The following is a 21335-nucleotide window of genomic DNA, read 5'->3' as shown; positions in this document are numbered from 1 at the left end:
TAAGGACCTGTCATGAGCAACACGCGTATTGCCTTTATCGGCGCCGGTAACATGGCGGCCAGCCTGATCGGTGGCCTGCGGGCCAAGGGCCTGGACGCCGAGCAGATCCGCGCCAGCGACCCCGGTGCCGAAACCCGCGAGCGCGTCAGCGCCGAACACGGTATCCAGACCTTCGCCGATAACGCCGAGGCCATCCACGGCGTCGATGTGATCGTGCTGGCGGTCAAGCCCCAGGCCATGAAGGCCGTGTGCGAGAGCCTGAGCCCGAGCCTGCAACCCCATCAACTGGTGGTGTCGATTGCCGCTGGCATCACCTGCGCCAGCATGACCAACTGGCTCGGTGCCCAGCCCATTGTGCGCTGCATGCCCAACACCCCGGCGCTGCTGCGCCAGGGCGTCAGCGGTTTGTATGCCACTGGCGAAGTCACCGCGCAGCAACGTGACCAGGCCCAGGAACTGCTGTCTGCGGTGGGCATCGCCGTGTGGCTGGAGCAGGAACAGCAACTGGATGCGGTCACCGCCGTCTCCGGCAGCGGCCCGGCTTACTTCTTCCTGTTGATCGAGGCCATGACGGCCGCCGGCGTCAAGCTGGGCCTGCCCCACGACGTGGCCGAGCAACTGGCGGAACAAACCGCCCTGGGCGCCGCCAAGATGGCGGTCGGCAGCGAGGTGGATGCCGCCGAACTGCGCCGTCGCGTCACCTCGCCAGGTGGTACCACACAAGCGGCTATTGAGTCGTTCCAGGCCGGGGGCTTTGAAGCCCTGGTGGAAACAGCACTGGGTGCCGCCGCACATCGTTCAGCCGAGATGGCTGAGCAACTGGGCAAATAGTCGTCCCTTACCAAGGTAATCAAACATGCTCGGAATCAATGACGCTGCCATTTTCATCATCCAGACCCTGGGCAGCCTGTACCTGCTGATCGTACTGATGCGCTTTATCCTGCAACTGGTGCGTGCGAACTTCTACAACCCGCTGTGCCAGTTCGTGGTGAAGGCCACCCAACCGCTGCTCAAGCCGCTGCGCCGGGTGATCCCGAGCCTGTTCGGCCTGGACATGTCGTCGCTGGTGCTGGCGCTGTTGCTGCAGATTTTGCTGTTCGTGGTGATCCTGATGCTCAATGGATACCAGGCCTTCACCGTGCTGCTGTTGCCATGGGGCCTGATCGGGATTTTCTCGCTGTTCCTGAAGATCATTTTCTGGTCGATGATCATCAGCGTGATCCTGTCCTGGGTCGCACCGGGTAGCCGTAGCCCGGGTGCCGAGCTGGTCTATCAGATCACCGAGCCGGTGCTGGCGCCGTTCCGTCGTCTGATCCCCAACCTGGGCGGCCTGGATATTTCGCCGATCTTTGCGTTTATCGCGATTCAACTGCTGCAGAGCTGGGTGATTCCACGCCTGGCCTACTTTGCCTACATGCCAAAAGAGTTGTTTGGCCTGATCTGAATGCCGTAGCCCCTATGGGGGCTGGCTTGCCTGCGATAGCATGGCTTGTGCTGATCGTTCCCACGCTCTGCGTGGGAATGCAGCCCGTGACGCTCCGCGTCACCAGGGCAGGACGCAGAGCGTCCCAAGAGGCATTCCCACGCGGAGCGTGGGAACGATCACGCTAACCCCCGACCATTGCTTGCCGCTAGGGTCCCCGCTCTTTAGACTTACGCCTCATTTAAACGAGAGCAGGGTCGATGCCAGCTGCCTTCCCCCCCGATTCTGTTGGACTGGTCGTGCCACAAGTGGCGCATTTCAGCGAACCCCTGGCCCTGGCCTGCGGCCGTTCGTTGCCAGCCTACGACCTGATCTACGAAACCTATGGCCAACTGAACGCCACGGCGAGCAACGCCGTGCTGATCTGCCATGCCTTGTCCGGCCATCATCACGCCGCCGGTTTCCATAGCGTTGACGACCGCAAGCCCGGCTGGTGGGACAGTTGTATCGGCCCCGGCAAGCCCATCGACACCCATAAGTTCTTTGTGGTCAGCCTGAACAACCTCGGCGGCTGCAACGGCTCCACCGGCCCCAGCAGCCTCAACCCGGAAACCGGCAAACCGTTCGGCGCCGACTTCCCGGTGCTGACCGTGGAAGACTGGGTGCACAGCCAGGCACGCCTGGCCGACCTGCTGGGCATCAGCCAGTGGGCCGCCGTGATTGGCGGCAGCCTGGGCGGCATGCAGGCCCTGCAATGGACCATTACTTACCCGGACCGCGTGCGTCATTGCCTGGCCATCGCCTCGGCGCCCAAGTTGTCGGCGCAGAACATCGCCTTCAACGAAGTGGCGCGCCAGGCGATCCTCACCGACCCCGACTTCCACGGTGGTTCGTTCCAGGAAGCGGGCGTGATCCCCAAGCGTGGCTTGATGCTGGCGCGGATGGTCGGCCACATCACCTACCTGTCCGACGATTCCATGGGCGAGAAATTCGGCCGTGGCCTCAAGAGCGAGAAACTCAACTACGACTTCCACAGCGTCGAGTTCCAAGTGGAGAGCTACCTGCGTTACCAGGGCGAGGAATTCTCAGGGCGCTTTGACGCCAACACCTACCTGCTGATGACCAAGGCCCTGGACTACTTCGACCCGGCCGCCAACCACGATGACGACCTGGCAAAAACCTTCGAGCACGCCACGGCCAAGTTCTGCGTGATGTCGTTCACCACTGACTGGCGCTTTTCGCCGGCACGCTCCCGTGAGCTGGTGGATGCCCTGATGGCCGCCAAGAAAGACGTCTGCTACCTGGAGATCGATGCACCGCAAGGCCACGACGCCTTCCTGATTCCGATCCCACGTTACCTGCATGCGTTCAGTAACTACATGAACCGCATTACTTTGTGAGAACGCCATGAGAGCCGACCTGGAAATCATCCAAGACTGGATCCCCGCCGGCAGCCGCGTGCTCGACCTGGGCTGCGGCGACGGCGAACTGCTGAGCTGGCTGCGCGACCACAAGCAAGTCACCGGCTACGGCCTGGAAAACGACCCGGACAACATCGCCCAGTGCGTGGCCAAGGGCATCAACGTGATCGAGCAGGACCTGGACAAGGGCCTGGGCAACTTTGCCAGCAACAGCTTCGATATCGTGGTGATGACCCAGGCCCTGCAAGCGGTGCACTACCCGGACCGCATCCTCGACGAAATGCTGCGCGTTGGCCGCCAATGCATCATCACTTTCCCCAACTTTGGCCACTGGCGCTGCCGCTGGTACCTGGCCACCAAGGGGCGCATGCCGGTCTCCGACTTCCTGCCCTACACCTGGTACAACACGCCGAACATCCACTTTTGCACCTTCGAAGACTTCGAAGCCCTGTGTGGCGAGCGTGAAGCCAAGGTGATCAACCGCCTTGCCGTCGATCAACAGCACCGCCACGGCTGGGCGAGTAAGCTATGGCCCAACCTGTTGGGCGAAATTGGTATTTACCGGGTCAGCAGTCCTGGCCTGACCGACCACAAAGTTGCCGTCTAATCATCTTCAAGAGGGACGTTCATGAGTCGTTTGGCTATTTTTCTATTGACCGCATGCCTGGGCGCCAGCGCCATGGCCGCCGACACTATCGACGCTAATCGCAAAAAAGACTTCGGCGATATCACCGTTCATTACAACACCTTCACTTCAAGCTTCCTGCCCGCTGAGACCGCCCAAAAAGTCGGTGTGGTGCGCAGCAAGGAGAAGGGTTTGATTAACGTGACCGTGATCAAGGGCGTAAGCCCGGTGGCCGCGCAAGTCACTGGAACGGTCAAGGACTTGGGCGGCAAGAGCGAGATCCTGACGTTCAAGCAGATCGAAGAGAAAAGCGGCATCAGCTACCTCGCGCCCTACTCGGTGACCCAGCGGGAATACAAGACGTTTACCATCAACGTTGAAACCGGCGGCAAGGCCCACGGCTTCCAATTCAACCAAGAACTGTTCCCGGCCGAATGATGAACCTTACCCAACTCGTACTCGCCAGCCACAACGCCGGCAAACTCAAAGAACTGCAAGCCATGCTCGGTGAGTCTGTGCACCTGCGTTCGATTGGCGAGTTCAGCCAGGTCGAACCGGAAGAGACCGGCCTGTCGTTCGTCGAGAATGCCATCCTCAAGGCCCGCAACGCCGCACGTATCTCTGGCCTGCCAGCCCTGGCAGATGATTCGGGCCTGGCCGTGGATTTCCTCGGCGGCGCGCCTGGCATCTACTCGGCCCGTTACGCCGACGGCAAAGGTGATGCGGCTAATAACGCCAAGCTGCTCGACGCCCTCAAGGACGTGCCGGAGGCCGAGCGCGGCGCGCAGTTCGTCTGCGTGCTGGCGTTGGTGCGGCACGCCGATGACCCGTTGCCGATCCTGTGTGAAGGCCTGTGGCACGGCCGCATCCTGCAGGCGGCCAGCGGTGAGCATGGCTTTGGCTATGACCCGCTGTTCTGGGTGCCGGAGCGTAATGTCTCCAGCGCCGAACTGAGCCCGGCCGACAAAAACCAAATCAGCCACCGCGCCCGCGCCATGGCGTTGCTGCGCCAGCGCCTAGGTTTGAAATGACCCAGAACACCTCTGCGCAGCCGCTGATCCACGGCGGCGCGCAAACACCCCGGGCGGCGCTGCCCCACCTGCCGCCCCTGGCGCTGTACATCCATATTCCGTGGTGCGTGCGCAAATGCCCGTATTGCGACTTCAACTCCCACACCGCCAGTAAGGTGCTGCCGGAAGAAGAGTATGTGGACGCCTTGCTGGCGGACCTGGACCAAGACCTGCACGCCGTTTATGGCCGTGAACTGAGTTCGATTTTCTTCGGCGGCGGCACGCCCAGCCTGTTCAGCGCTGCTGCACTGGGCCGCCTGCTCAAAGGCGTTGAAGCGCGCATCCCGTTTGCCGACGATATCGAGATCACCCTGGAAGCCAACCCCGGGACGTTCGAACAAGAGAAGTTCGTGGCGTACCGCAAGCTGGGGATCAATCGCCTGTCCATCGGCATCCAGAGCTTCCAGCAAGAGAAGCTTGAAGCCCTGGGCCGCATTCACAATGGTGACGAAGCCGTACGCGCCGCCGGTATGGCGCGCCAGGCCGGGTTCGATAACTTCAACCTGGACTTGATGCACGGTTTGCCCAACCAGTCCCTCGACGACGCCTTGGGCGACTTGCGCCAGGCTATTGCGCTCAAGCCGACGCACCTGTCCTGGTACCAACTGACCCTGGAGCCCAACACCGTGTTCTGGAACCAGCCACCCGTGCTGCCGGAAGACGACACGCTGTGGGATATCCAGGAAGCCGGCCAGGCACTGCTCGCCGAACACGGTTACGCACAATATGAAGTCTCGGCCTACGCCCAACCGGGGCGGCCGGCGCGGCATAACCTCAATTACTGGAGCTTTGGCGACTTTATCGGCATCGGCGCCGGCGCCCACGGCAAGCTCAGCCACCCGGACGGGCGCATCATCCGCACCTGGAAAACCCGTGCACCGAAGGACTACCTCAACCCGGCCAAAAGCTTCCAGGCCGGCGCGAAAGAACTGACCAACGACGAACTGCCGTTCGAGTTCCTGATGAACGCGCTGCGCCTCACCGACGGGGTTGATGCCAAGCTCTACGCCGAGCGCACCGGCCTTGATCTGGCGAGCCTCGACGAAGGCCGCCGCGACGCAGAACAAAGTGGATTAATGCAGGTCGAACCGTCACGCCTGGCGGCCACCGACCGCGGGCAACTCTTTCTCAATGACCTGTTGCAGAAGTTTTTGAGCTGATAGCTCTTAAGGAAATCGAATGGATCTGGTACTCGACCTGCTCGCCACCGTATCCCGCTGGAGCCGTAGCAACCTGTCGGAAATCTCGTTGGCCCTTGTAGGCTGTTTGCTGGTGCTGTTCGGCGCTGACATCAAGGGCTGGGTCGAAGCGCGCCTGGGCAGCATCGCCGGCGCCTTGCGCGTACCCTTGATGGCCCTGCTGTGCCTGATCGGCAGCGGCGCGGCGTTGATCTACGCCACGCCGTGGATTGTGCGGGGGTTGAGCCAGTTCAATAACTACAGCCTGGCGCCGGTGTTGATCGTGGTGCTGGTGTTGATTGGCGTGGTAGCAGACCGCCGCTGATTTCATCCAGATGAAGGCAAGGACATCTCATGAGCAAAAAGCTTCTGGACGACACTAGCAAATTTCTCAGCTATGTACTGCGCCATGAGCCTCAGGCAATTGGCCTTTCATTGGATTCAGAAGGCTGGGCAGGCATTGCAGAGCTGATTGAGGCGGCCAGCCGCGACGGGCGCAGCCTTAGCCGAGAACTGCTGGAGCAGGTGGTGCACACAAACGAGAAGAAGCGCTTTTCGTTCTCCGAGGACGGTCAACACATCCGCGCCGTGCAGGGTCACTCCAACCAAGGCGTCCAGCTGCAACTCGATGAAAGACAACCACCAGCCGTCCTGTACCACGGCACCGCAACGCGCTTCATCGAGTCAATCAACCAAAAGGGGCTGATTCCCGGGTCACGACATCATGTGCATCTCAGTGAACAGCTTGAGACGGCCAGGGAAGTTGGGCAGCGCTATGGGAAAGTGGTTATTCTGAAGATCAACACTTCGAAGATGCTGGCCCAGGGTTTCAAGTTTTATCAGGCGCAGAATGGGGTTTGGCTGACGGAGCAGGTTCCTGCCCAGTTCCTCGAAGCTATTTAGAGACCTGACTGCCAAATGCTTTTTCGTAATACTCTTTAAGTGTCATCGGGTCTTTGCAACCCAGCGCCAGCGCCTGATTCAGGTAGGTCAAATTCACGCTGTCGGGCTCACCTTTGTCGTTCATACGAGTCGCCGCCAAGATGTAGTAGGCATCCGCCCGGTACTGATCATAGGTCAGCATCCGCGCGCTGGCGCGTGCTTGCATGTTGCCCAAGGTTCTTTCTTCCTTGATCTCAGCTAGCCGATCACCTTCGAAACAAAGCGAACGATTGGTGTACAGCGGATAATAGTCATGGTTGGGATCAACGTTCAGAAGCATCTGCTTGAGCGCTTCCAGGTACTTTACGTGCCCAGGATCAAGCAGATTTAGACGCATGTACGCCATATCACATTGATAGTAATACCCCACGCCGGCGGCTAACAAACCTTGATCCATTGCCTTGTGCATCGGCTCACACACCTGTTTGCGTTCTTCCTTGGACATGCCGAACCGGCTTTGGATATTGGCCAGCATATAGGTCGCAACAACATGCCCGCCCTCCGAGGCCATTTTCAGATCATCTTGGAACGCAGTCATGACACCCTGAACCTCTTTGAGTTTTTCGGGCAACGTGGCTTTATCCAGCTTGCCGCTGGCCTCCAGCTTGACGTTCTCATCGAACATCAGCTTGAGTTGTTCCGCCTTCTTCTGAGCACGCTCAAAGTAGTCGTCACTGGAAGTCACTGCCAAAGAGGATGTGCTGGCCGCGAAGGCTGTCGCAGACAGCAGGCTGAGCAACAGTAGACTGGAAAGGAGGGTTTTCAAGCGCTTGTATTCCTTTACAAGTAAAAAGCGAAGCGGCAGTGGAACGCAGCGATTCCACCGCCGTGATTAGCAACGCGAGTTAAGCCAGCTTCTCGAACTTCAAATCCCACACCCCATGCCCCAACCGCTCGCCACGGCGTTCGAACTTGGTGATCGGCCGCTCGGCCGGGCGTGGCACGCATTTGCCGTCTTCGGCCAGGTTGCGGTAGCCAGGGGCGACGTTCATCACTTCCAGCATGTATTCCGCGTACGGTTCCCAGTCGGTGGCCATGTGCAGGATGCCGCCCACTTTCAGCTTGCTGCGTACCAGCTCCGCGAAGGAGGCCTGGACGATGCGGCGCTTGTGGTGACGGGCCTTGTGCCATGGGTCGGGGAAGAACAGCATCAGGCGGTCGAGGCTGTTGTCAGCGATGCAGCAGTTGAGCACTTCAATCGCGTCGCAGTCGTAGACCCGCAGGTTTTTCAGGCCTTGGGTCAGCACACCGTTGAGCAGTGCGCCGACGCCTGGGCGGTGGACTTCCACACCGATGAAATCCTGCTCCGGCGCGGCTGCGGCCATTTCCAGCAGGGAATGGCCCATGCCGAAACCGATTTCCAGGGAGCGTGGGGCCGAACGGCCAAACACTTGGTCGTAGTCCACCGGCGCGTCGGCCAGAGGCAACACGAACAGCGGCGTGCCCTGCTCCAGGCCCTTTTGCTGGCCTTCGGTCATGCGGCCGGCGCGCATCACAAAACTCTTGATGCGGCGGTGCTTGGACTCGTCGCCCTCTTCCACGGTGTTCGGCGTTTCGTTTGATTCAGTCATCAATAGCTCTTACTTGATCAGACCATCCAGCGGCGAAGAGGCGCTGGCATAGAGTTTTTTCGGCATGCGCCCGGCGAGGTAGGCCAGGCGGCCCGCGACGATGGCGTGGTTCATGGCTTGGGCCATCATGATTGGTTGCTGGGCATGGGCAATGGCCGAGTTCATCAGCACCGCGTCGCAGCCCAGTTCCATGGCGATGGTTGCGTCGGAGGCAGTGCCCACGCCCGCATCCACCAGCACCGGGATCTTGGCTTCTTCAAGGATGATCTGCAGGTTGTACGGGTTGCAGATGCCCAGGCCGGAACCGATCAGACCGGCCAGCGGCATCACGGCGATGCAGCCGATTTCTGCCAGTTGGCGCGCGATGATCGGGTCATCGCTGGTGTAGACCATCACGTCGAAACCTTCCTTGACCAGGGTTTCGGCGGCCTTGAGGGTTTCGATCACATTGGGGAACAGGGTTTTCTGGTCGGCCAGCACTTCCAGCTTCACCAGGTTGTGGCCGTCGAGCAGCTCACGGGCCAGGCGGCAGGTGCGCACGGCTTCGATGGCGTCGTAGCAGCCAGCGGTGTTTGGCAGAAAGGTGTAGCGCTGCGGCGACAGCACTTCGAGCAGGTTCGGCTCGCCCTCGATCTGGCCGAGGTTGGTGCGGCGCACGGCGAAGGTGACGATCTCGGCACCCGAGGCTTCGATGGCCAGGCGGGTTTCTTCCATGTCGCGGTACTTGCCGGTGCCGACCAGCAGACGGGACTGGTAGGTACGACCGGCCAGGACGAAAGGCTTGTCGCTACGAACGATGCTCATGGGAAATCCTCTGGTTGGATGAGGTTCTGCAGAATGCGTTACGGCCGTGGCAGGCTAGCCGCCGCCGATGGCGTGGACCACTTCGACCTGGTCACCTTCGGTGAGCGCAGTCTCGGCGTGCTGGCTACGCGGGACGATATCCAGGTTGAGCTCCACTGCGACGCGACGCCCGGTCAGGTCCAGACGGGTCAGCAGGGCCGCAACGGTTTCGCCATCGGGAAGTTCAAAGGGTTCGCCGTTCAACTGAATGCGCATGCCACGGGCCGCCATCGTTTTTAGGGGCCCGCATTCTAGCGCGATTGGAACCTGAAGGTCAGCTCCAAGCGTCAAGCGGTCAAAGCTGCAAGCGCCACGCCGCCAGGCCCAGGAAGAACCAGCCAAGCAGGAACGCCAGCCCGCCAAACGGCGTGATGATTCCCAGTTTACTGATGCCGGTCATCGTCAGCACATACAGGCTGCCCGAGAACAGCAGGATGCCGACGGTGAACGAAATTCCCGCCCAGGTGACCAGCCGGCCCGGAATATGCGCCACCAGCAAGGCCACGCCGAACAATGCCAGGGCATGCACCAACTGGTAGGTCACGCCGGTATGGAAGATCGCCAGGTAGTCGGCGCTCAGGCGGTTTTTCAGGCCGTGGGCGGCGAACGCGCCCAGCGCAACGCCAGTAAAGCCGAAAAAGGCAGCCAGCATCAGAAAGCTACGCAGCATGGGGAACTCCAGTCAGACTCATCGGGCAGGGTCTGTATAATGGCCCGCTCAACGGGTTCGGCCAAGCCATCTCTATGCTGCGTGTCCTCTTCAAACGCTTTCTCAACGTCGTGAAATGGTTTGCCATCGGCAGTGTGTTGCTGGTGCTGCTGTTTCGTGTGGTGCCGCCGCCGTTCACTGCGCTGATGGTGGAGCGCAAGGTTGAGTCCTGGATAGATGGCGAACCCATTGACCTGCAACGCAGCTGGGTGCCGTGGGATGAAATCTCCGATGACCTGAAAGTGGCGGTGATGGCCGGTGAAGACCAACGCTTCCCACAACACTGGGGTTTTGATTTCGGCGCGATCCAGGCCGCGATCCTGCACAACGAACGTGGCGGCTCGATTCGCGGCGCCAGCACCCTGAGCCAGCAGGTGTCGAAAAACCTGTTCCTGTGGGCCGGGCGCAGCTATTTGCGCAAAGGCCTGGAGGCGTGGTTTACCGGCTTGATCGAAGTGTTGTGGCCCAAGCAGCGGATTCTTGAGGTGTACCTCAACAGCGTGGAATGGGATGAAGGTGTGTTTGGCGCAGAGGCCGCGGCGCGGCACCATTTTGGCGTGAATGCCAAAGCGCTTTCGCGGCAGCAGGCCAGCTACCTGGCGGCGGTGCTGCCTAATCCGCGGGTGTGGAGTGCCAGCCATCCGACGGCCTATGTGGCACGCAGAGCGGCATGGATTCGTCAGCAGATGAGCCAGTTGGGTGGGGATGGTTACCTAATGGAGCTGAACACTACCCGCAAAGCCCCCTGGTCCGACTGACACAATACGGGACCTGTGGGAGCTGGCTTGCCTGCGATAGCGGTGGGTCAGTAACCCATGTTTTAACTGACACGGCCTCATCGCAGGCAAGCCAGCTCCCACATTAAACCGAGTTGGGCTTGAGACTTTTCGAACACATACAAAAATGCCCCGATCTTTCGACCGGGGCATTTTTTGTTCGCTGCGTTTTAGGCGGCGATCGACAACTTCAGCTTGTTCATTGCGCTTTTCTCAAGCTGACGAATCCGCTCGGCCGACACGTTGTACTTCTGCGCCAGGTCGTGCAGCGTGGCTTTTTCTTCTGCCAGCCAGCGCTGGTAGAGAATGTCACGGCTGCGGTCGTCCAGCACTTCCAGCGCTTCGTGCAGGTTGTGGTTGGAGTTGTCGCTCCAGTCGGCGTCTTCGAGTTGACGCGCCGGGTCGTACCGGTGGTCTTCCAGGTAGTTGGCCGGCGATTGGAAGGCGCTGTCGTCATCCGCTTCGGCGGCTGGGTCGAAGGCCATGTCATGGCCGGTCAGGCGGCTTTCCATCTCGCGCACTTCACGCGGCTCCACGCCGAGGCTTTCGGCCACGCGGTGGACTTCTTCGTTGTTCAGCCACGCCAGGCGTTTTTTCTGGCTGCGCAGGTTGAAGAACAGCTTGCGCTGGGCCTTGGTGGTGGCCACTTTCACGATGCGCCAGTTGCGCAGGATGAACTCGTGGATTTCCGCCTTGATCCAGTGCACGGCAAACGACACCAGGCGCACACCCATTTCAGGGTTGAAACGCTTCACAGCCTTCATCAGGCCGACGTTGCCTTCCTGAATCAGGTCGGCCTGGGCCAGACCGTAGCCGCTATAGCTACGGGCGATATGTACGACAAAACGCAGGTGGGCGAGCACCATCTGCCGAGCCGCCCCCAAATCCTGCTCATAGTAGAGACTCTCGGCCAGTTCACGCTCCTGCTCGGGCGTCAGCAATGGAATGCTGTTGACCGTGTGCACATAAGCCTCCAGGTTCGCACCTGGGACCAAGGCATAAGCAGGTTGCAAAGAAGTGGTCATACGAAAAAACCTCCGACTCACATAACTCGTGCAGTTCAGCACTGCGAAAATTGACCTGGGAACCGTAGGACAAGTTCCCTAAACCGCTGATACGGTCAATACAAACGAAACCACATTAATCTGGCATTAACTACTTCGGCGCCAGCTCACGTAAATGCCGTGCCACCGCAATCCACGCACCGATATACCCCAACAAGACCGCGCCAAGCAAGAGACTCAGACCATCGGCTACCGGCACACCCGCCAACGCGAAATCACTGCCGTAGAGCCCGGCCAAGCCGACAACCGCGTCGTTCAACCAATCCAGGCCAAACGCCAGTACGCCCCAGGACAAGATCCCCGCACCCAGGCCATACAACGCGCCCATGTAGAGGAAAGGCCGACGCACATAGCTGTCTGTGCCGCCCACCAGTTTAATCACTTCTATCTCGGTGCGACGATTTTCAATATGAAGACGAATGGTATTACCTATCACCAAAAGTAATGCAGACACTAATAACACCGTCAGGCCGAACACAAAGCGGTCACCCAGCTTGAGGATCGCGGCCAGGCGCTCTACCCAGACTAGATCAAGTTGCGCCTGTTGCACCTTCGGCATCTCTGCGAGTTTTTGTCGCAGGGCTTCCAGCGCCGGCTTGTCGACCTCGTTCGGCGTTACCAGCACCACGCCCGGTAGCGGGTTCTGCGGCAGCTCCTTGAGCGCCTCGCCCAGGCCCGATTGCTGCTGGAACTCTTCAAGGGCCTGGTCGCGGCTGATGTACTCAGCCTCGGCAACCCCCGGGATGTTCTTGATGTCATCGCGCAGCGCTTCGCCTTCCTTGCTGCTGGTGTCCAGGTTCAGGTACAGCGAAATCTGCGCCGCCCGCTGCCAGGAGCCGCCCAGGCGCTCCACATTATTAAGCAACAGCGACAAGCCCATCGGCAGGCTCAAGGCCACGGCCATGACCAGGCAGGTGAAAAAGCTGCCGATCGGCTGCTTGCCCAGGCGACGCAGGCTGTCCAGCAGGCTGGCGCGGTGGCTTTCGATCCAGGCGTGCACCAGGGTGCCGAAGTCCGGGCCGTCGTCTTCGTCGTGTTTTTTCTTTTTCGGTTGCGGGTCGGCCGGCTTCGGAGCCACCCGTTCGGATACTTTAGGGCTGCGCGTAGCACTCATACGCCAGCCTCCCCATCGCCGATCAGGCGGCCGCGTTGCAGGGTGAGCATGCGATGGCGCATGCGGGCAATCAGGGCCAGGTCGTGGCTGGCGATCAAGACGCTGGTGCCCAGGCGGTTGATGTCTTCGAACACCCCCATAATCTCGGCCGCCAGGCGCGGGTCGAGGTTACCGGTGGGCTCGTCCGCCAGCAGCAAAGCCGGGCGATGGACGATGGCGCGGGCGATACCGACACGCTGTTGCTGGCCGGTGGACAGGTCGCCGGGGAAGAGGTCGGTCTTGTCCGACAAGGCCACGCGTTCCAGGGCCGAGTCCACGCGTTTGACGATCTCGGCCTTGGACAGCCCGAGGATCTGCAACGGCAGGGCCACGTTGTTGAACACCGTGCGGTCGAACAGCAACTGGTGGTTCTGGAACACCACGCCGATCTGGCGGCGCAGGAATGGAATTTGCGCATTGCTGATAGTGGCCAGGTCCTGGCCCGCCAGCAGCAACTTGCCGGTAGTCGGGCGTTCCATGGCCAGCAGCAGGCGCAACAGCGTACTTTTGCCTGCGCCCGAATGGCCGGTGACAAACAAGAATTCGCCGCGACGCACTCGAAAGCTCAGCTCATGCAAGCCCACATGCCCGTTGGCATAGCGTTTACCGACCTGTTCGAATCGAATCATGAACGCTCCCGCTCGGCAAACAGTGCCTGTACAAAGGGTTCGGCTTCAAAGGTGCGCAGGTCGTCGATGCCTTCACCGACGCCGATATAACGAATCGGCAACCCGAACTGTTTGGCCAGGGCGAAAATCACACCGCCCTTGGCCGTGCCGTCGAGCTTAGTCAATGCCAAGCCGGTCAGCTGCACCGTCTGGTTGAATTGCTTGGCCTGGCTGATGGCGTTCTGGCCGGTACCGGCGTCGAGCACCAGCAGGACTTCATGGGGTGCATCGGCGTCGAGCTTGCCGATCACGCGGCGCACTTTCTTCAGCTCTTCCATCAAATTGTCTTTGGTGTGCAGGCGGCCGGCTGTATCAGCGATCAGCACATCGATGTTGCGCGCCTTGGCGGCTTGCACAGCATCGAAGATCACCGAAGCAGAGTCGGCACCGGTGTGCTGGGCGATCACCGGGATCTTGTTGCGCTCACCCCACACCTGCAACTGCTCGACGGCCGCGGCACGGAAGGTGTCACCGGCGGCGAGCATGACTTTCTTGCCTTCACCCTGCAGCTTCTTGGCCAGCTTGCCGATGGTGGTGGTCTTGCCAGCGCCGTTTACGCCTACCACGAGGATGACGAAAGGCTTTTTCGGCGTGATCACCAGCGGCGCCTCAACCGGCTTGAGCATGGCGGCCAGCTCAGCCTGCAGGGATTTGTACAGCGCATCGGCGTCGGTCAACTGCTTGCGCGCGACCTTCTGCGTCAGGCTCTGGATAATCACGGCGGTGGCTTCGACGCCCACGTCGGCGGTGAGCAGGCGGGTCTCGATGTCTTCCAGCAACTCGTCATCAATGACTTTCTTGCCCAGAAACAGGCTGGCCATGCCTTCGCCAATACTGGCGCTGGTCTTGCTCAGGCCCTGCTTGAGGCGGGCAAAGAATCCGGTTTTGCTGGTTTCGGTTACGGCAGCGGCGGGTTCTGGCTCGATAACGGCAGGTGCAGCGACAACCGGTGCAGGCACTTCGACGACGGGCGGTACTTCAGCCACAACCTCTACCGGCGCCGGCTCAGCCACTGCCGGAATCGGCGGCACGACGTGCTCGGCCTGAACATCCTCCACCAACGCCACGGGCTCTTCGGCCACGGGCAGCTCCAACCAGGGCTTGTGCTCGGGCTCAGGCTCAGGCTCCGGCGCGGCCTCGGCGACCGGCTGCAACACCGGCTCAGCCATCGGCAACACCACCGGAACTGGCGTCTCGGCAACCGGTTCGGCTTCTACTACGGGTTCAGGGGTCGGTTCGGCCTGAACCTGTGGCTGTTCGACGACGGTTTCCTGCGGCTTTTTGCGCAGCCATCCGAACAGGCCTTTCTTCTCGCCAGCCGCAGCTGGGGTCTTCTTGTCGTCGTTGGAACCAAACATGGAGACGGCTATCTCAAGGTAGCGACGCGCCACAGGGCGCGCCGGTAAATAAAATTCGATGCGTAACAGACTGTTTTTTAGCCAGCTCGTTCATGCGCAACATTTTGTAAGGCCTAAATAGGGCCTTCACAAGACAGCCGCAGTGGCCGTCCTTAAGTCGGACCAGTATCCTAGCACCTCCTCGCCCGCCGACGCTAAGACCAAGCGGGCAGCCCAACAGGTTTAAAAACGAATGAATGCTCTAGCCCGCCGCGCCGCAGGCCTGCTGTTCAGCACAGTTTGTCTGCCTCTCTCAGCTTTGGCTGCCGATCCACAACCCACCCATGAATTCACCCTCGATAACGGCCTCAAGGTGGTCGTGCGCGAAGATCATCGTGCGCCGGTGGTGGTTTCCCAGGTCTGGTACAAGGTTGGCTCAAGCTACGAAACCCCGGGCCAGACCGGTTTGTCCCACGCCCTGGAACACATGATGTTCAAAGGCAGCGCCAAGGTTGGCCCCGGCGAAGCCTCGCTGATCCTGCGCGACCTGGGCGCCGAAGAAAATGCGTTCACCAGCGACGACTACACCGCGTACTACCAGGTATTGGCCCGTGACCGCCTGGGCGTGGCCTTTGAGCTGGAAGCCGACCGCATGGCCAGCCTGCGCCTGCCGGCCGACGAGTTCAGCCGTGAAATCGAGGTAATCAAGGAAGAACGCCGCCTGCGCACCGACGATAACCCCATGTCCAAGGCGTTCGAGCGCTTCAAGGCCATGGCGTTCCCGGCCAGTGGCTACCACACGCCGACCATTGGCTGGATGGCCGACCTGGACCGCATGAAGGTCGAGGAACTGCGCCACTGGTACCAATCCTGGTACGTGCCGAACAACGCCACCCTGGTGGTGGTCGGCGACGTGACCCCGGACGAGGTGAAAAACCTCGCCCAACGTTACTTCGGGCCGATCCCCAAGCGTGACGTGCCGCCGGCAAAAATCCCGATGGAATTGGCCGAGCCCGGCGAGCGCCTGCTGACCCTGCACGTGCAGACCCAACTGCCGAGCGTGTTCCTGGGCTTCAACGTGCCCGGCCTGGCCACCGCCGAAGACAAACGCTCGGTACAGGCCCTGCGCCTGATCTCGGCCCTGCTGGACGGCGGCTACAGTGCACGGATCTCCGAGCAACTGGAACGCGGTGAGGAGCTGGTGTCCGCCGCTTCCACCAACTACGACGCCTACACCCGTGGCGACAGCCTGTTCACCCTCTCGGCCACGCCGAACCAGCAGAAGAAGAAAACCGTCGCCCAAGCCGAAGCCGGCCTGTGGCGCCTGCTCGATGAGCTGAAGGCCAAGCCGCCGACCGCCGAAGAGCTGGAGCGCATCCGCGCCCAAGTGATTGCCGGCCTGGTGTACCAGCGTGATTCCATCACCAGCCAGGCCACGGCCATTGGCTCCCTGGAAACCGTCGGCCTGTCCTGGAAACTCATGGACACCGAGCTTGCCGACCTGCAAAGCGTGACCCCGGAAGACATCCAGAAGGCTGCACGCACCTATTTCACCCGCGAACGTCTGAGCGTCGCCCATGTTTTGCCTGAGGAGACCGCTCATGAGTGATCGCAAAAACAGCCGCCTGATCCTGCCCGGCCTGATCGCCGTCACCCTGATGGCGGCCAGCGCCGTTTACTTCTTGCGCCCCAGCGAGTCGGTCGCCAGCCAGGCCCTGGACAAGGCTCAAACGGCCAGCACCCTGCAATCCCTGGCGGAACTGGATGGCAAGGCACCGACCAACCGCAAGCTCGACGTACAAACCTGGACCACCGCCGAAGGCGCCAAGGTGCTGTTCGTCGAAGCCCATGAACTGCCGATGTTCGACATGCGCCTGCTGTTCGCCGCCGGCAGCAGCCAGGATGGCGACGTGCCAGGCCTGGCGCTGATGACCAACGCCATGCTCAACGAAGGCGTGCCGGGCAAGGATGTCAGCCAGATCGCCAGCGGGTTCGAAGGCCTGGGGGCCGACTTTGGCAACGGCGCCTACCGCGACATGGCGCTGGTGACCCTGCGTAGCCTGAGCGACAGCGCCAAGCGTGACGCAGCCCTGTCACTGTTCAACCAGGTGATCGGCCAGCCGACATTCCCGGCAGACTCGCTGGCACGCATCAAGAACCAGATCCTGGCCGGTTTCGAGTACCAGAAGCAGAACCCCGGCAAACTGGCGAGCATCGAGCTGTTCAAGCGCCTGTACGGCGACCACCCTTACGCCCACCCGAGCGAAGGTACCCCCGAGAGCGTGCCGAAGATTACCCTGGCGCAGTTGCAGGCGTTCCACGCCAAGGCCTATGCGGCGGGTAACGCGGTGATTGCAGTGGTGGGCGACCTGACCCGCGCCGAAGCTGAAGCCATGACGGCCAAGGTGTCCGCGTCGCTGCCCAAAGGCCCGGCTATGGCCAAGATCGCCCAGCCGACCGAGCCAAAAGCCGGCCTGAGCCGTATCGAGTTCCCGTCCAAGCAAACCCACCTGCTGTTTGCGCAGTTGGGCATCGACCGTGCCGACCCGGACTACGCAGCCTTGTCCCTGGGCAACCAGATCCTCGGCGGCGGCGGCTTCGGCACCCGTTTGATGAGCGAAGTGCGGGAGAAACGCGGCCTGACCTACGGCGTGTACTCCGGTTTCTCACCAATGCAGGTGCGCGGCCCGTTCATGATCAACCTGCAGACCCGCGCCGAAATGAGCGGTGGTACCTTGCGCCTGGTGGAGGACGTGCTGGCTGACTACCTCAAGACCGGCCCGACGCAAAAGGAACTGGATGACGCCAAGCGCGAGCTGGCCGGCAGCTTCCCGCTGTCCACCGCAAGCAATGCCGATATCGTCGGGCAGTTGGGCGCCATGGGTTTCTACAACCTGCCGCTGAGCTCTCTGGAAGATTTCATGAAACAATCCCAGGCCCTGACCGTCGATCAGGTCAAGGCTGCAATGAATAAACACTTGAGCGCCGACAAGATGGTCATCGTGACCGCCGGCCCGACGATTGCGCAAAAGCCACTACCGCCCCCCACTGATAAACCTGCCGAGCAGCCGCTCGGGGTTCCGGAGCATTAATGGCCAGTTCATCTCGCCCGAAAAAACCTGTCCACAACGTGCATAACGGTGTGGGCCAACTGCGCATCATTGGCGGTGAATGGGGCAGCCGCAAGCTGAGCTTCCCCGACGTCGTGGGCCTGCGCCCGACGCCCGACCGCGTGCGTGAAACCCTGTTCAACTGGCTCGCACCGTACATTGGCGGGGCCAAGGTGCTGGACCCGTTCGCTGGCAGCGGCGCGCTGTTCCTGGAGGCGCTGTCCCGTGGCGCGGCCCAGGGCCAGGCGCTGGACGCCAGCAACGTGGCGGTATCCAGCCTCAAGGAGCACCTGGGCACGCTGCGTTGCACCACCGGCCAGGTGCAGACGGCGGACGCGCTGCGCTATCTGGAAACCCAGGCGGCGACTGAATACGACGTAGTGTTCCTCGACCCACCGTTCAACCAGAACCTGCTGCCGGCCGTCTGCACCCTGCTGGAAGAACGCCAGTGGCTGGCAGCGGATGCCTGGATCTACACTGAGAGCGAGACCGCGCCCTCCACGCTCGGCCTGCCAAGTGGCTGGCGCCTGCACCGGGAGCAGAAGTCCGGGCGGGTGTATTACGCGTTGTGGCATCGCGCCCTGTAGGAGCGAGCTTGCTCGCGAAGGTCAAACAGGCGACACGGGCTGTCTGACAGCGCCGCGTTATCGTTAACGTTTTCCGCGAGCAAGCTCGCTCCTACACGGCAGCGGGTAATTCATGATTCCATCTACAGACCGCTTCAAACCCGCCTTCGGCCTCGGCAACCCCCACTTGCAGACACTGTGGGGGCCGCTGTGGCGGCCGACCACCCATATCGAACGCCAACGCGAGCGCCTGTGGCTGGAGGATGGCGACTTCCTTGATCTTGACTGGCACGGGCCGCATGACGTGCAAGCACCCTTGGTGCTGGTGCTGCATGGGCTGACCGGCTCGTCCAATTCGCCCTATGTGGCCGGCCTGCAAAAAGTCCTCGCCGCCCAAGGCTGGGCCAGCGCTGCGTTGAACTGGCGCGGCTGCTCGGGCGAGCCCAACCTGCTGGCTCGCAGTTATCACTCCGGCGCCAGCGAAGACCTGGCGGCAGCGATTGCTCATCTGCGCGCCAAGCGGCCGTTGGCGCCCGTGTATGCGGTGGGTTATTCCCTGGGCGGCAATGTGTTGCTCAAGCATTTGGGCGAAACCGGCAAGGCCTCGGGCTTGCAGGGCGCGGCGGCGGTGTCGGTGCCGTTTCGCCTGGATCAATGCGCCGATCGCATCGGCCTGGGGTTCTCGCGGGTGTATCAGAAGCACTTCATGCGCGAGATGCTGGCGTATATCCGCGTCAAGCAACGCCAGTTCTTGCAGGATGGACGTGAGGACGGGCTGAAAACCCTGGAGGCCCTTGGCTCCCTGGAAAAGATGCGCACGTTCTGGGACTTCGACGGGCGGGTAACCGCGCCGCTGCATGGTTTCATCAGTGCTGAAGACTATTATCGCCGCGCATCGAGCCGCTATTACCTGGGCGATATCCGTACGCCTACGTTGATTATCCAGGCGGCCGATGACCCGTTTGTATTTGCGCACAGCTTGCCTGACGCCAGTGAGCTGTCGGCCTGCACCGAGTTCGAGTTGCTGGCCAAGGGCGGGCATGTGGGGTTTGTGGAGGGTTCGCTGAAGCGCCCTGGTTACTATCTGGAGCGCCGGATCCCGCAGTGGCTTCAGGCCCAATACGGTCAATAGTGTGGGAGCTGGCTTGCCTGCGATAGCGGTGGGCCAGCCAACGTTGAGGTGGCTGACACTCCGCTATCGCAGGCAAGCCAGCTCCCACATTTTAAGCACGTGTTCACACCGATCGTTCAGTCGCCCGTTGCTATTTCCCGAGCAGGATCAGTAATCCACTCACTCCACGACCCCGCATACAACTTACCCAACGGGTACCCCGCCAGGCTCAACGCAAACAGGTTATGGCACGCCGTCACCCCGGACCCGCAATACGCCACCAATTCCTGCGCCGGGCGCCCTTGCAACTGCGCGGCAAAGCGCTGCTTGAGCTGCTCGGCTGGCAGGAAGCGACCATCGCTGCCCAGGTTTTCACTGAACGCAGCGCACTGCGCGCCAGGGATATGCCCGGCAATCGGATCGATGGGCTCTACTTCGCCACGAAAGCGCGGCTGGGCGCGGGCGTCGATCAAGGTCAGGTCGGGTTGGCCCAGGCGTTTTTGCAAGTGTTCGGCATCCAGCAATAGCCGAGGATCCGGCATACCGGCGAAGGTACCCGGCTCAATCACAGGCGCGTCCAGGCTCAGGGGGAAACCGGCGGCATGCCAGGCCTTGAGGCCACCATCGAGAATAAACACGCCATCACGCTTGCCCAGCCAGGCCAGCAGCCACCAGGCACGGGCGGCGTAGGCACCGGGGCCGTCGTCATACAGCACCACATCGGTGTCGGCACTGATGCCCCACGCCCGCAGTTGCCTGGCGAACGTGTCCGCCGCCGGCAAAGGATGACGACCGGTCACGCCCTTGGTCACCGGGCCGCTCAGGTGGCGCTCAAGGTCAGCGTATTGCGCGCCCTCGATATGCCCTTCGGCGTAACTGCACAAGCCGTAGTCCGGGTCTTCCAGGGCAAAGCGGCAATCCAGGATCACCCACCCGCTCGACTGTTGGCGCTCGGCCAATTGCTGGGGGCTGATCAGTTGGGCAAGCGGCATGACTGACTCCTGTGAATACAAAGGGGAAAGGTCTTACTTCACTTCTTCCAGTGCCTGATTCAACGGCACGTAAAACTCTTTGAACAAGGCGTCCACCGCGTCTTTGGCCTGCGGCGTGACAAACCCCGCCTCCAGCACCAGCACCTGATACACCCCGCGCTTGATCGCCTCGGCGCTCAGGTGTGTGGATTTTTCATTGGTGGTGCACAAAAAGCGCACCCACGAGGTGAGGATAATCCAGGCATTGAGGGTCAGGGCTTCGGTTTGCACCGGGTCCATATTGAGAATGCCGGCGTCGACAAAGCCTTGGTAGATGGCGCCGCCCTGGATCAGGCAACGCTGGGAAAAACGCCTGTAGCATGTAGCCAGTTCCGGGTCGCTCTCCAGCAGGTGTTCGAGGTCGCGGTGCAGGAAGCGATAACGCCACATGCCGGCCAATACGGCTTGCAGGTAAAAGCGTTTGTCTTCCACCAGCATCCCCCGCCCTTGGGGTGGGCGCAGGAAACTGTCTACCAGCGCTTCATATTCGCGGAACAGCACGGCAATGATCGCCTGCTTGTTAGGGAAGTGGTAGTACAGGTTGCCCGGGGAAATTTCCATGTGGGCGGCAATGTGGTTGGTACTGATACTGCGCTCGCCCTGCTGGTTAAAAAGCTCCAGGCTGGTTTGCACAATGCGCTCGCTGGTCTTTACTCGTGGTGCCATAGGGGATCAGCTTCTATACACGGGATGGGGCATCTTACGGCCTAACCCGGCCAGGATAAATCTGGATGTTA

At 61.2% G+C, this 21335-nt stretch carries 25 protein-coding genes; 14 read left to right on the top strand and 11 right to left on the bottom strand.

Going from position 1 to position 21335, the window contains the following annotated elements; translation table 11 throughout:
• Nucleotides 1-12: 12 nt before the first annotated feature.
• The 9 genes from proC to TX24_RS09765 all read left to right on the top strand — a co-directional run bounded on the left by proC (nucleotide 13) and on the right by TX24_RS09765 (nucleotide 6620).
• Nucleotides 13-831, top strand: coding sequence for a pyrroline-5-carboxylate reductase (gene proC / locus TX24_RS09805; protein ID WP_003195085.1), 819 nt, complete (start codon nucleotides 13-15; stop codon nucleotides 829-831).
• A 25-nt stretch (nucleotides 832-856) separates the two neighbouring features.
• Nucleotides 857-1444 carry a YggT family protein gene (locus TX24_RS09800; RefSeq protein WP_057710247.1) on the top strand — a complete coding sequence of 196 codons (588 nt, stop codon included), beginning with the start codon at nucleotides 857-859 and terminating at the stop codon, nucleotides 1442-1444.
• 239 nt (nucleotides 1445-1683) lie between these two features.
• The gene (gene metX / locus TX24_RS09795; protein WP_057710246.1) at nucleotides 1684-2823 is read left to right on the top strand and encodes a homoserine O-succinyltransferase MetX; all 1140 of its coding nucleotides are present in this window, start codon (nucleotides 1684-1686) and stop codon (nucleotides 2821-2823) included.
• Between the two features lie 7 nt (nucleotides 2824-2830).
• Nucleotides 2831-3451 carry a methionine biosynthesis protein MetW gene (gene metW, locus TX24_RS09790; protein ID WP_003195091.1) on the top strand — a complete coding sequence of 207 codons (621 nt, stop codon included), beginning with the start codon at nucleotides 2831-2833 and terminating at the stop codon, nucleotides 3449-3451.
• 21 nt (nucleotides 3452-3472) lie between these two features.
• A complete protein-coding gene (locus TX24_RS09785) occupies nucleotides 3473-3907 on the top strand; it encodes a DUF4426 domain-containing protein (protein ID WP_003195093.1) in 435 nt (144 codons plus the stop codon).
• Complete coding sequence (gene rdgB / locus TX24_RS09780) at nucleotides 3904-4500, top strand: RdgB/HAM1 family non-canonical purine NTP pyrophosphatase (protein ID WP_003195095.1); 597 nt, start codon at nucleotides 3904-3906, stop codon at nucleotides 4498-4500. Before TX24_RS09785 ends, rdgB begins: the two co-directional genes overlap by 4 nt.
• Entirely contained in the window at nucleotides 4497-5699 is a 1203-nt protein-coding gene (hemW, locus tag TX24_RS09775) for a radical SAM family heme chaperone HemW (RefSeq protein ID WP_057710245.1), read from the top strand. The genes rdgB and hemW overlap by 4 nt, the downstream gene beginning before the upstream one ends.
• Nucleotides 5700-5718: 19 nt before the next feature.
• Nucleotides 5719-6042 (top strand): DUF3392 domain-containing protein, encoded by a 324-nt coding sequence (locus TX24_RS09770; RefSeq protein ID WP_003195099.1) that lies wholly within the window; start codon nucleotides 5719-5721, stop codon nucleotides 6040-6042.
• A gap of 29 nt (nucleotides 6043-6071) precedes the next feature.
• Complete coding sequence (locus TX24_RS09765) at nucleotides 6072-6620, top strand: RNA 2'-phosphotransferase (protein WP_057710244.1); 549 nt, start codon at nucleotides 6072-6074, stop codon at nucleotides 6618-6620.
• Here the strand turns inward: TX24_RS09765 and TX24_RS09760 are convergent.
• The 5 genes from TX24_RS09760 to TX24_RS09740 form a co-directional block, all read right to left on the bottom strand.
• The gene (locus TX24_RS09760; protein ID WP_057710243.1) at nucleotides 6613-7425 is read right to left on the bottom strand and encodes a hypothetical protein; all 813 of its coding nucleotides are present in this window, start codon (nucleotides 7423-7425) and stop codon (nucleotides 6613-6615) included. The genes TX24_RS09765 and TX24_RS09760 overlap by 8 nt on opposite strands.
• A gap of 79 nt (nucleotides 7426-7504) precedes the next feature.
• Nucleotides 7505-8230, bottom strand: a complete 726-nt coding sequence (gene trmB, locus TX24_RS09755) for a tRNA (guanosine(46)-N7)-methyltransferase TrmB (RefSeq protein WP_057710242.1) — start codon at nucleotides 8228-8230, stop codon at nucleotides 7505-7507.
• Nucleotides 8231-8239: 9 nt separating this feature from the next.
• A complete protein-coding gene (locus TX24_RS09750) occupies nucleotides 8240-9034 on the bottom strand; it encodes a thiazole synthase (protein ID WP_003195103.1) in 795 nt (264 codons plus the stop codon).
• A 54-nt stretch (nucleotides 9035-9088) separates the two neighbouring features.
• Nucleotides 9089-9289, bottom strand: a complete 201-nt coding sequence (thiS, locus tag TX24_RS09745) for a sulfur carrier protein ThiS (RefSeq protein ID WP_032901150.1) — start codon at nucleotides 9287-9289, stop codon at nucleotides 9089-9091.
• Between the two features lie 79 nt (nucleotides 9290-9368).
• Nucleotides 9369-9743 carry a DUF423 domain-containing protein gene (locus TX24_RS09740; RefSeq protein WP_003195108.1) on the bottom strand — a complete coding sequence of 125 codons (375 nt, stop codon included), beginning with the start codon at nucleotides 9741-9743 and terminating at the stop codon, nucleotides 9369-9371.
• 74 nt (nucleotides 9744-9817) lie between these two features.
• Between TX24_RS09740 and mtgA the strand changes: the two genes are divergently transcribed.
• A complete protein-coding gene (gene mtgA, locus TX24_RS09735) occupies nucleotides 9818-10540 on the top strand; it encodes a monofunctional biosynthetic peptidoglycan transglycosylase (RefSeq protein ID WP_003195110.1) in 723 nt (240 codons plus the stop codon).
• Between the two features lie 188 nt (nucleotides 10541-10728).
• On the opposite strand, the gene rpoH is transcribed toward mtgA, so the two are convergent.
• From rpoH to ftsY, 4 genes are all read right to left on the bottom strand, one after another.
• Nucleotides 10729-11583 (bottom strand): RNA polymerase sigma factor RpoH, encoded by an 855-nt coding sequence (gene rpoH / locus TX24_RS09730; protein ID WP_003176698.1) that lies wholly within the window; start codon nucleotides 11581-11583, stop codon nucleotides 10729-10731.
• Between the two features lie 130 nt (nucleotides 11584-11713).
• The gene (gene ftsX, locus TX24_RS09725) at nucleotides 11714-12736 is read right to left on the bottom strand and encodes a permease-like cell division protein FtsX (RefSeq protein WP_003195111.1); all 1023 of its coding nucleotides are present in this window, start codon (nucleotides 12734-12736) and stop codon (nucleotides 11714-11716) included.
• Nucleotides 12733-13404: a cell division ATP-binding protein FtsE gene (gene ftsE / locus TX24_RS09720; RefSeq protein ID WP_003195112.1), complete on the bottom strand. Its 672-nt coding sequence runs from the start codon at nucleotides 13402-13404 to the stop codon at nucleotides 12733-12735. The genes ftsX and ftsE overlap by 4 nt, the downstream gene beginning before the upstream one ends.
• Nucleotides 13401-14801 (bottom strand): signal recognition particle-docking protein FtsY, encoded by a 1401-nt coding sequence (ftsY, locus tag TX24_RS09715; RefSeq protein WP_057710241.1) that lies wholly within the window; start codon nucleotides 14799-14801, stop codon nucleotides 13401-13403. The genes ftsE and ftsY overlap by 4 nt, the downstream gene beginning before the upstream one ends.
• A 232-nt stretch (nucleotides 14802-15033) precedes the next feature.
• On the opposite strand from ftsY, the gene TX24_RS09710 reads away from it, so the two are divergent.
• The 4 genes from TX24_RS09710 to TX24_RS09695 all read left to right on the top strand — a co-directional run bounded on the left by TX24_RS09710 (nucleotide 15034) and on the right by TX24_RS09695 (nucleotide 19588).
• Nucleotides 15034-16389: a M16 family metallopeptidase gene (locus TX24_RS09710; RefSeq protein WP_003195117.1), complete on the top strand. Its 1356-nt coding sequence runs from the start codon at nucleotides 15034-15036 to the stop codon at nucleotides 16387-16389.
• Nucleotides 16382-17872, top strand: a complete 1491-nt coding sequence (locus TX24_RS09705; protein WP_057710240.1) for a M16 family metallopeptidase — start codon at nucleotides 16382-16384, stop codon at nucleotides 17870-17872. Before TX24_RS09710 ends, TX24_RS09705 begins: the two co-directional genes overlap by 8 nt.
• Nucleotides 17872-18477, top strand: coding sequence for a 16S rRNA (guanine(966)-N(2))-methyltransferase RsmD (gene rsmD, locus TX24_RS09700; RefSeq protein ID WP_044269606.1), 606 nt, complete (start codon nucleotides 17872-17874; stop codon nucleotides 18475-18477). The genes TX24_RS09705 and rsmD overlap by 1 nt, the downstream gene beginning before the upstream one ends.
• Before the next feature lie 112 nt (nucleotides 18478-18589).
• Nucleotides 18590-19588: a hydrolase gene (locus TX24_RS09695; RefSeq protein ID WP_003195122.1), complete on the top strand. Its 999-nt coding sequence runs from the start codon at nucleotides 18590-18592 to the stop codon at nucleotides 19586-19588.
• 116 nt (nucleotides 19589-19704) lie between these two features.
• Here the strand turns inward: TX24_RS09695 and TX24_RS09690 are convergent, their stop codons facing one another.
• Both TX24_RS09690 and TX24_RS09685 read right to left on the bottom strand, forming a co-directional pair.
• Nucleotides 19705-20559 carry a sulfurtransferase gene (locus TX24_RS09690; protein WP_057710239.1) on the bottom strand — a complete coding sequence of 285 codons (855 nt, stop codon included), beginning with the start codon at nucleotides 20557-20559 and terminating at the stop codon, nucleotides 19705-19707.
• A 33-nt stretch (nucleotides 20560-20592) separates the two neighbouring features.
• Entirely contained in the window at nucleotides 20593-21264 is a 672-nt protein-coding gene (locus TX24_RS09685) for a TetR/AcrR family transcriptional regulator (RefSeq protein WP_034133994.1), read from the bottom strand.
• Nucleotides 21265-21335: the final 71 nt, after the last annotated feature.

The sequence above is a fragment of the Pseudomonas lactis genome, assembly GCF_001439845.1.
In the GTDB taxonomy this organism is placed as follows: Bacteria; Pseudomonadota; Gammaproteobacteria; order Pseudomonadales; family Pseudomonadaceae; genus Aquipseudomonas; species Aquipseudomonas lactis.
Note: the sequence above shows the minus strand (reverse complement) of the source record. Positions and strands in the feature narration are given on the sequence as shown.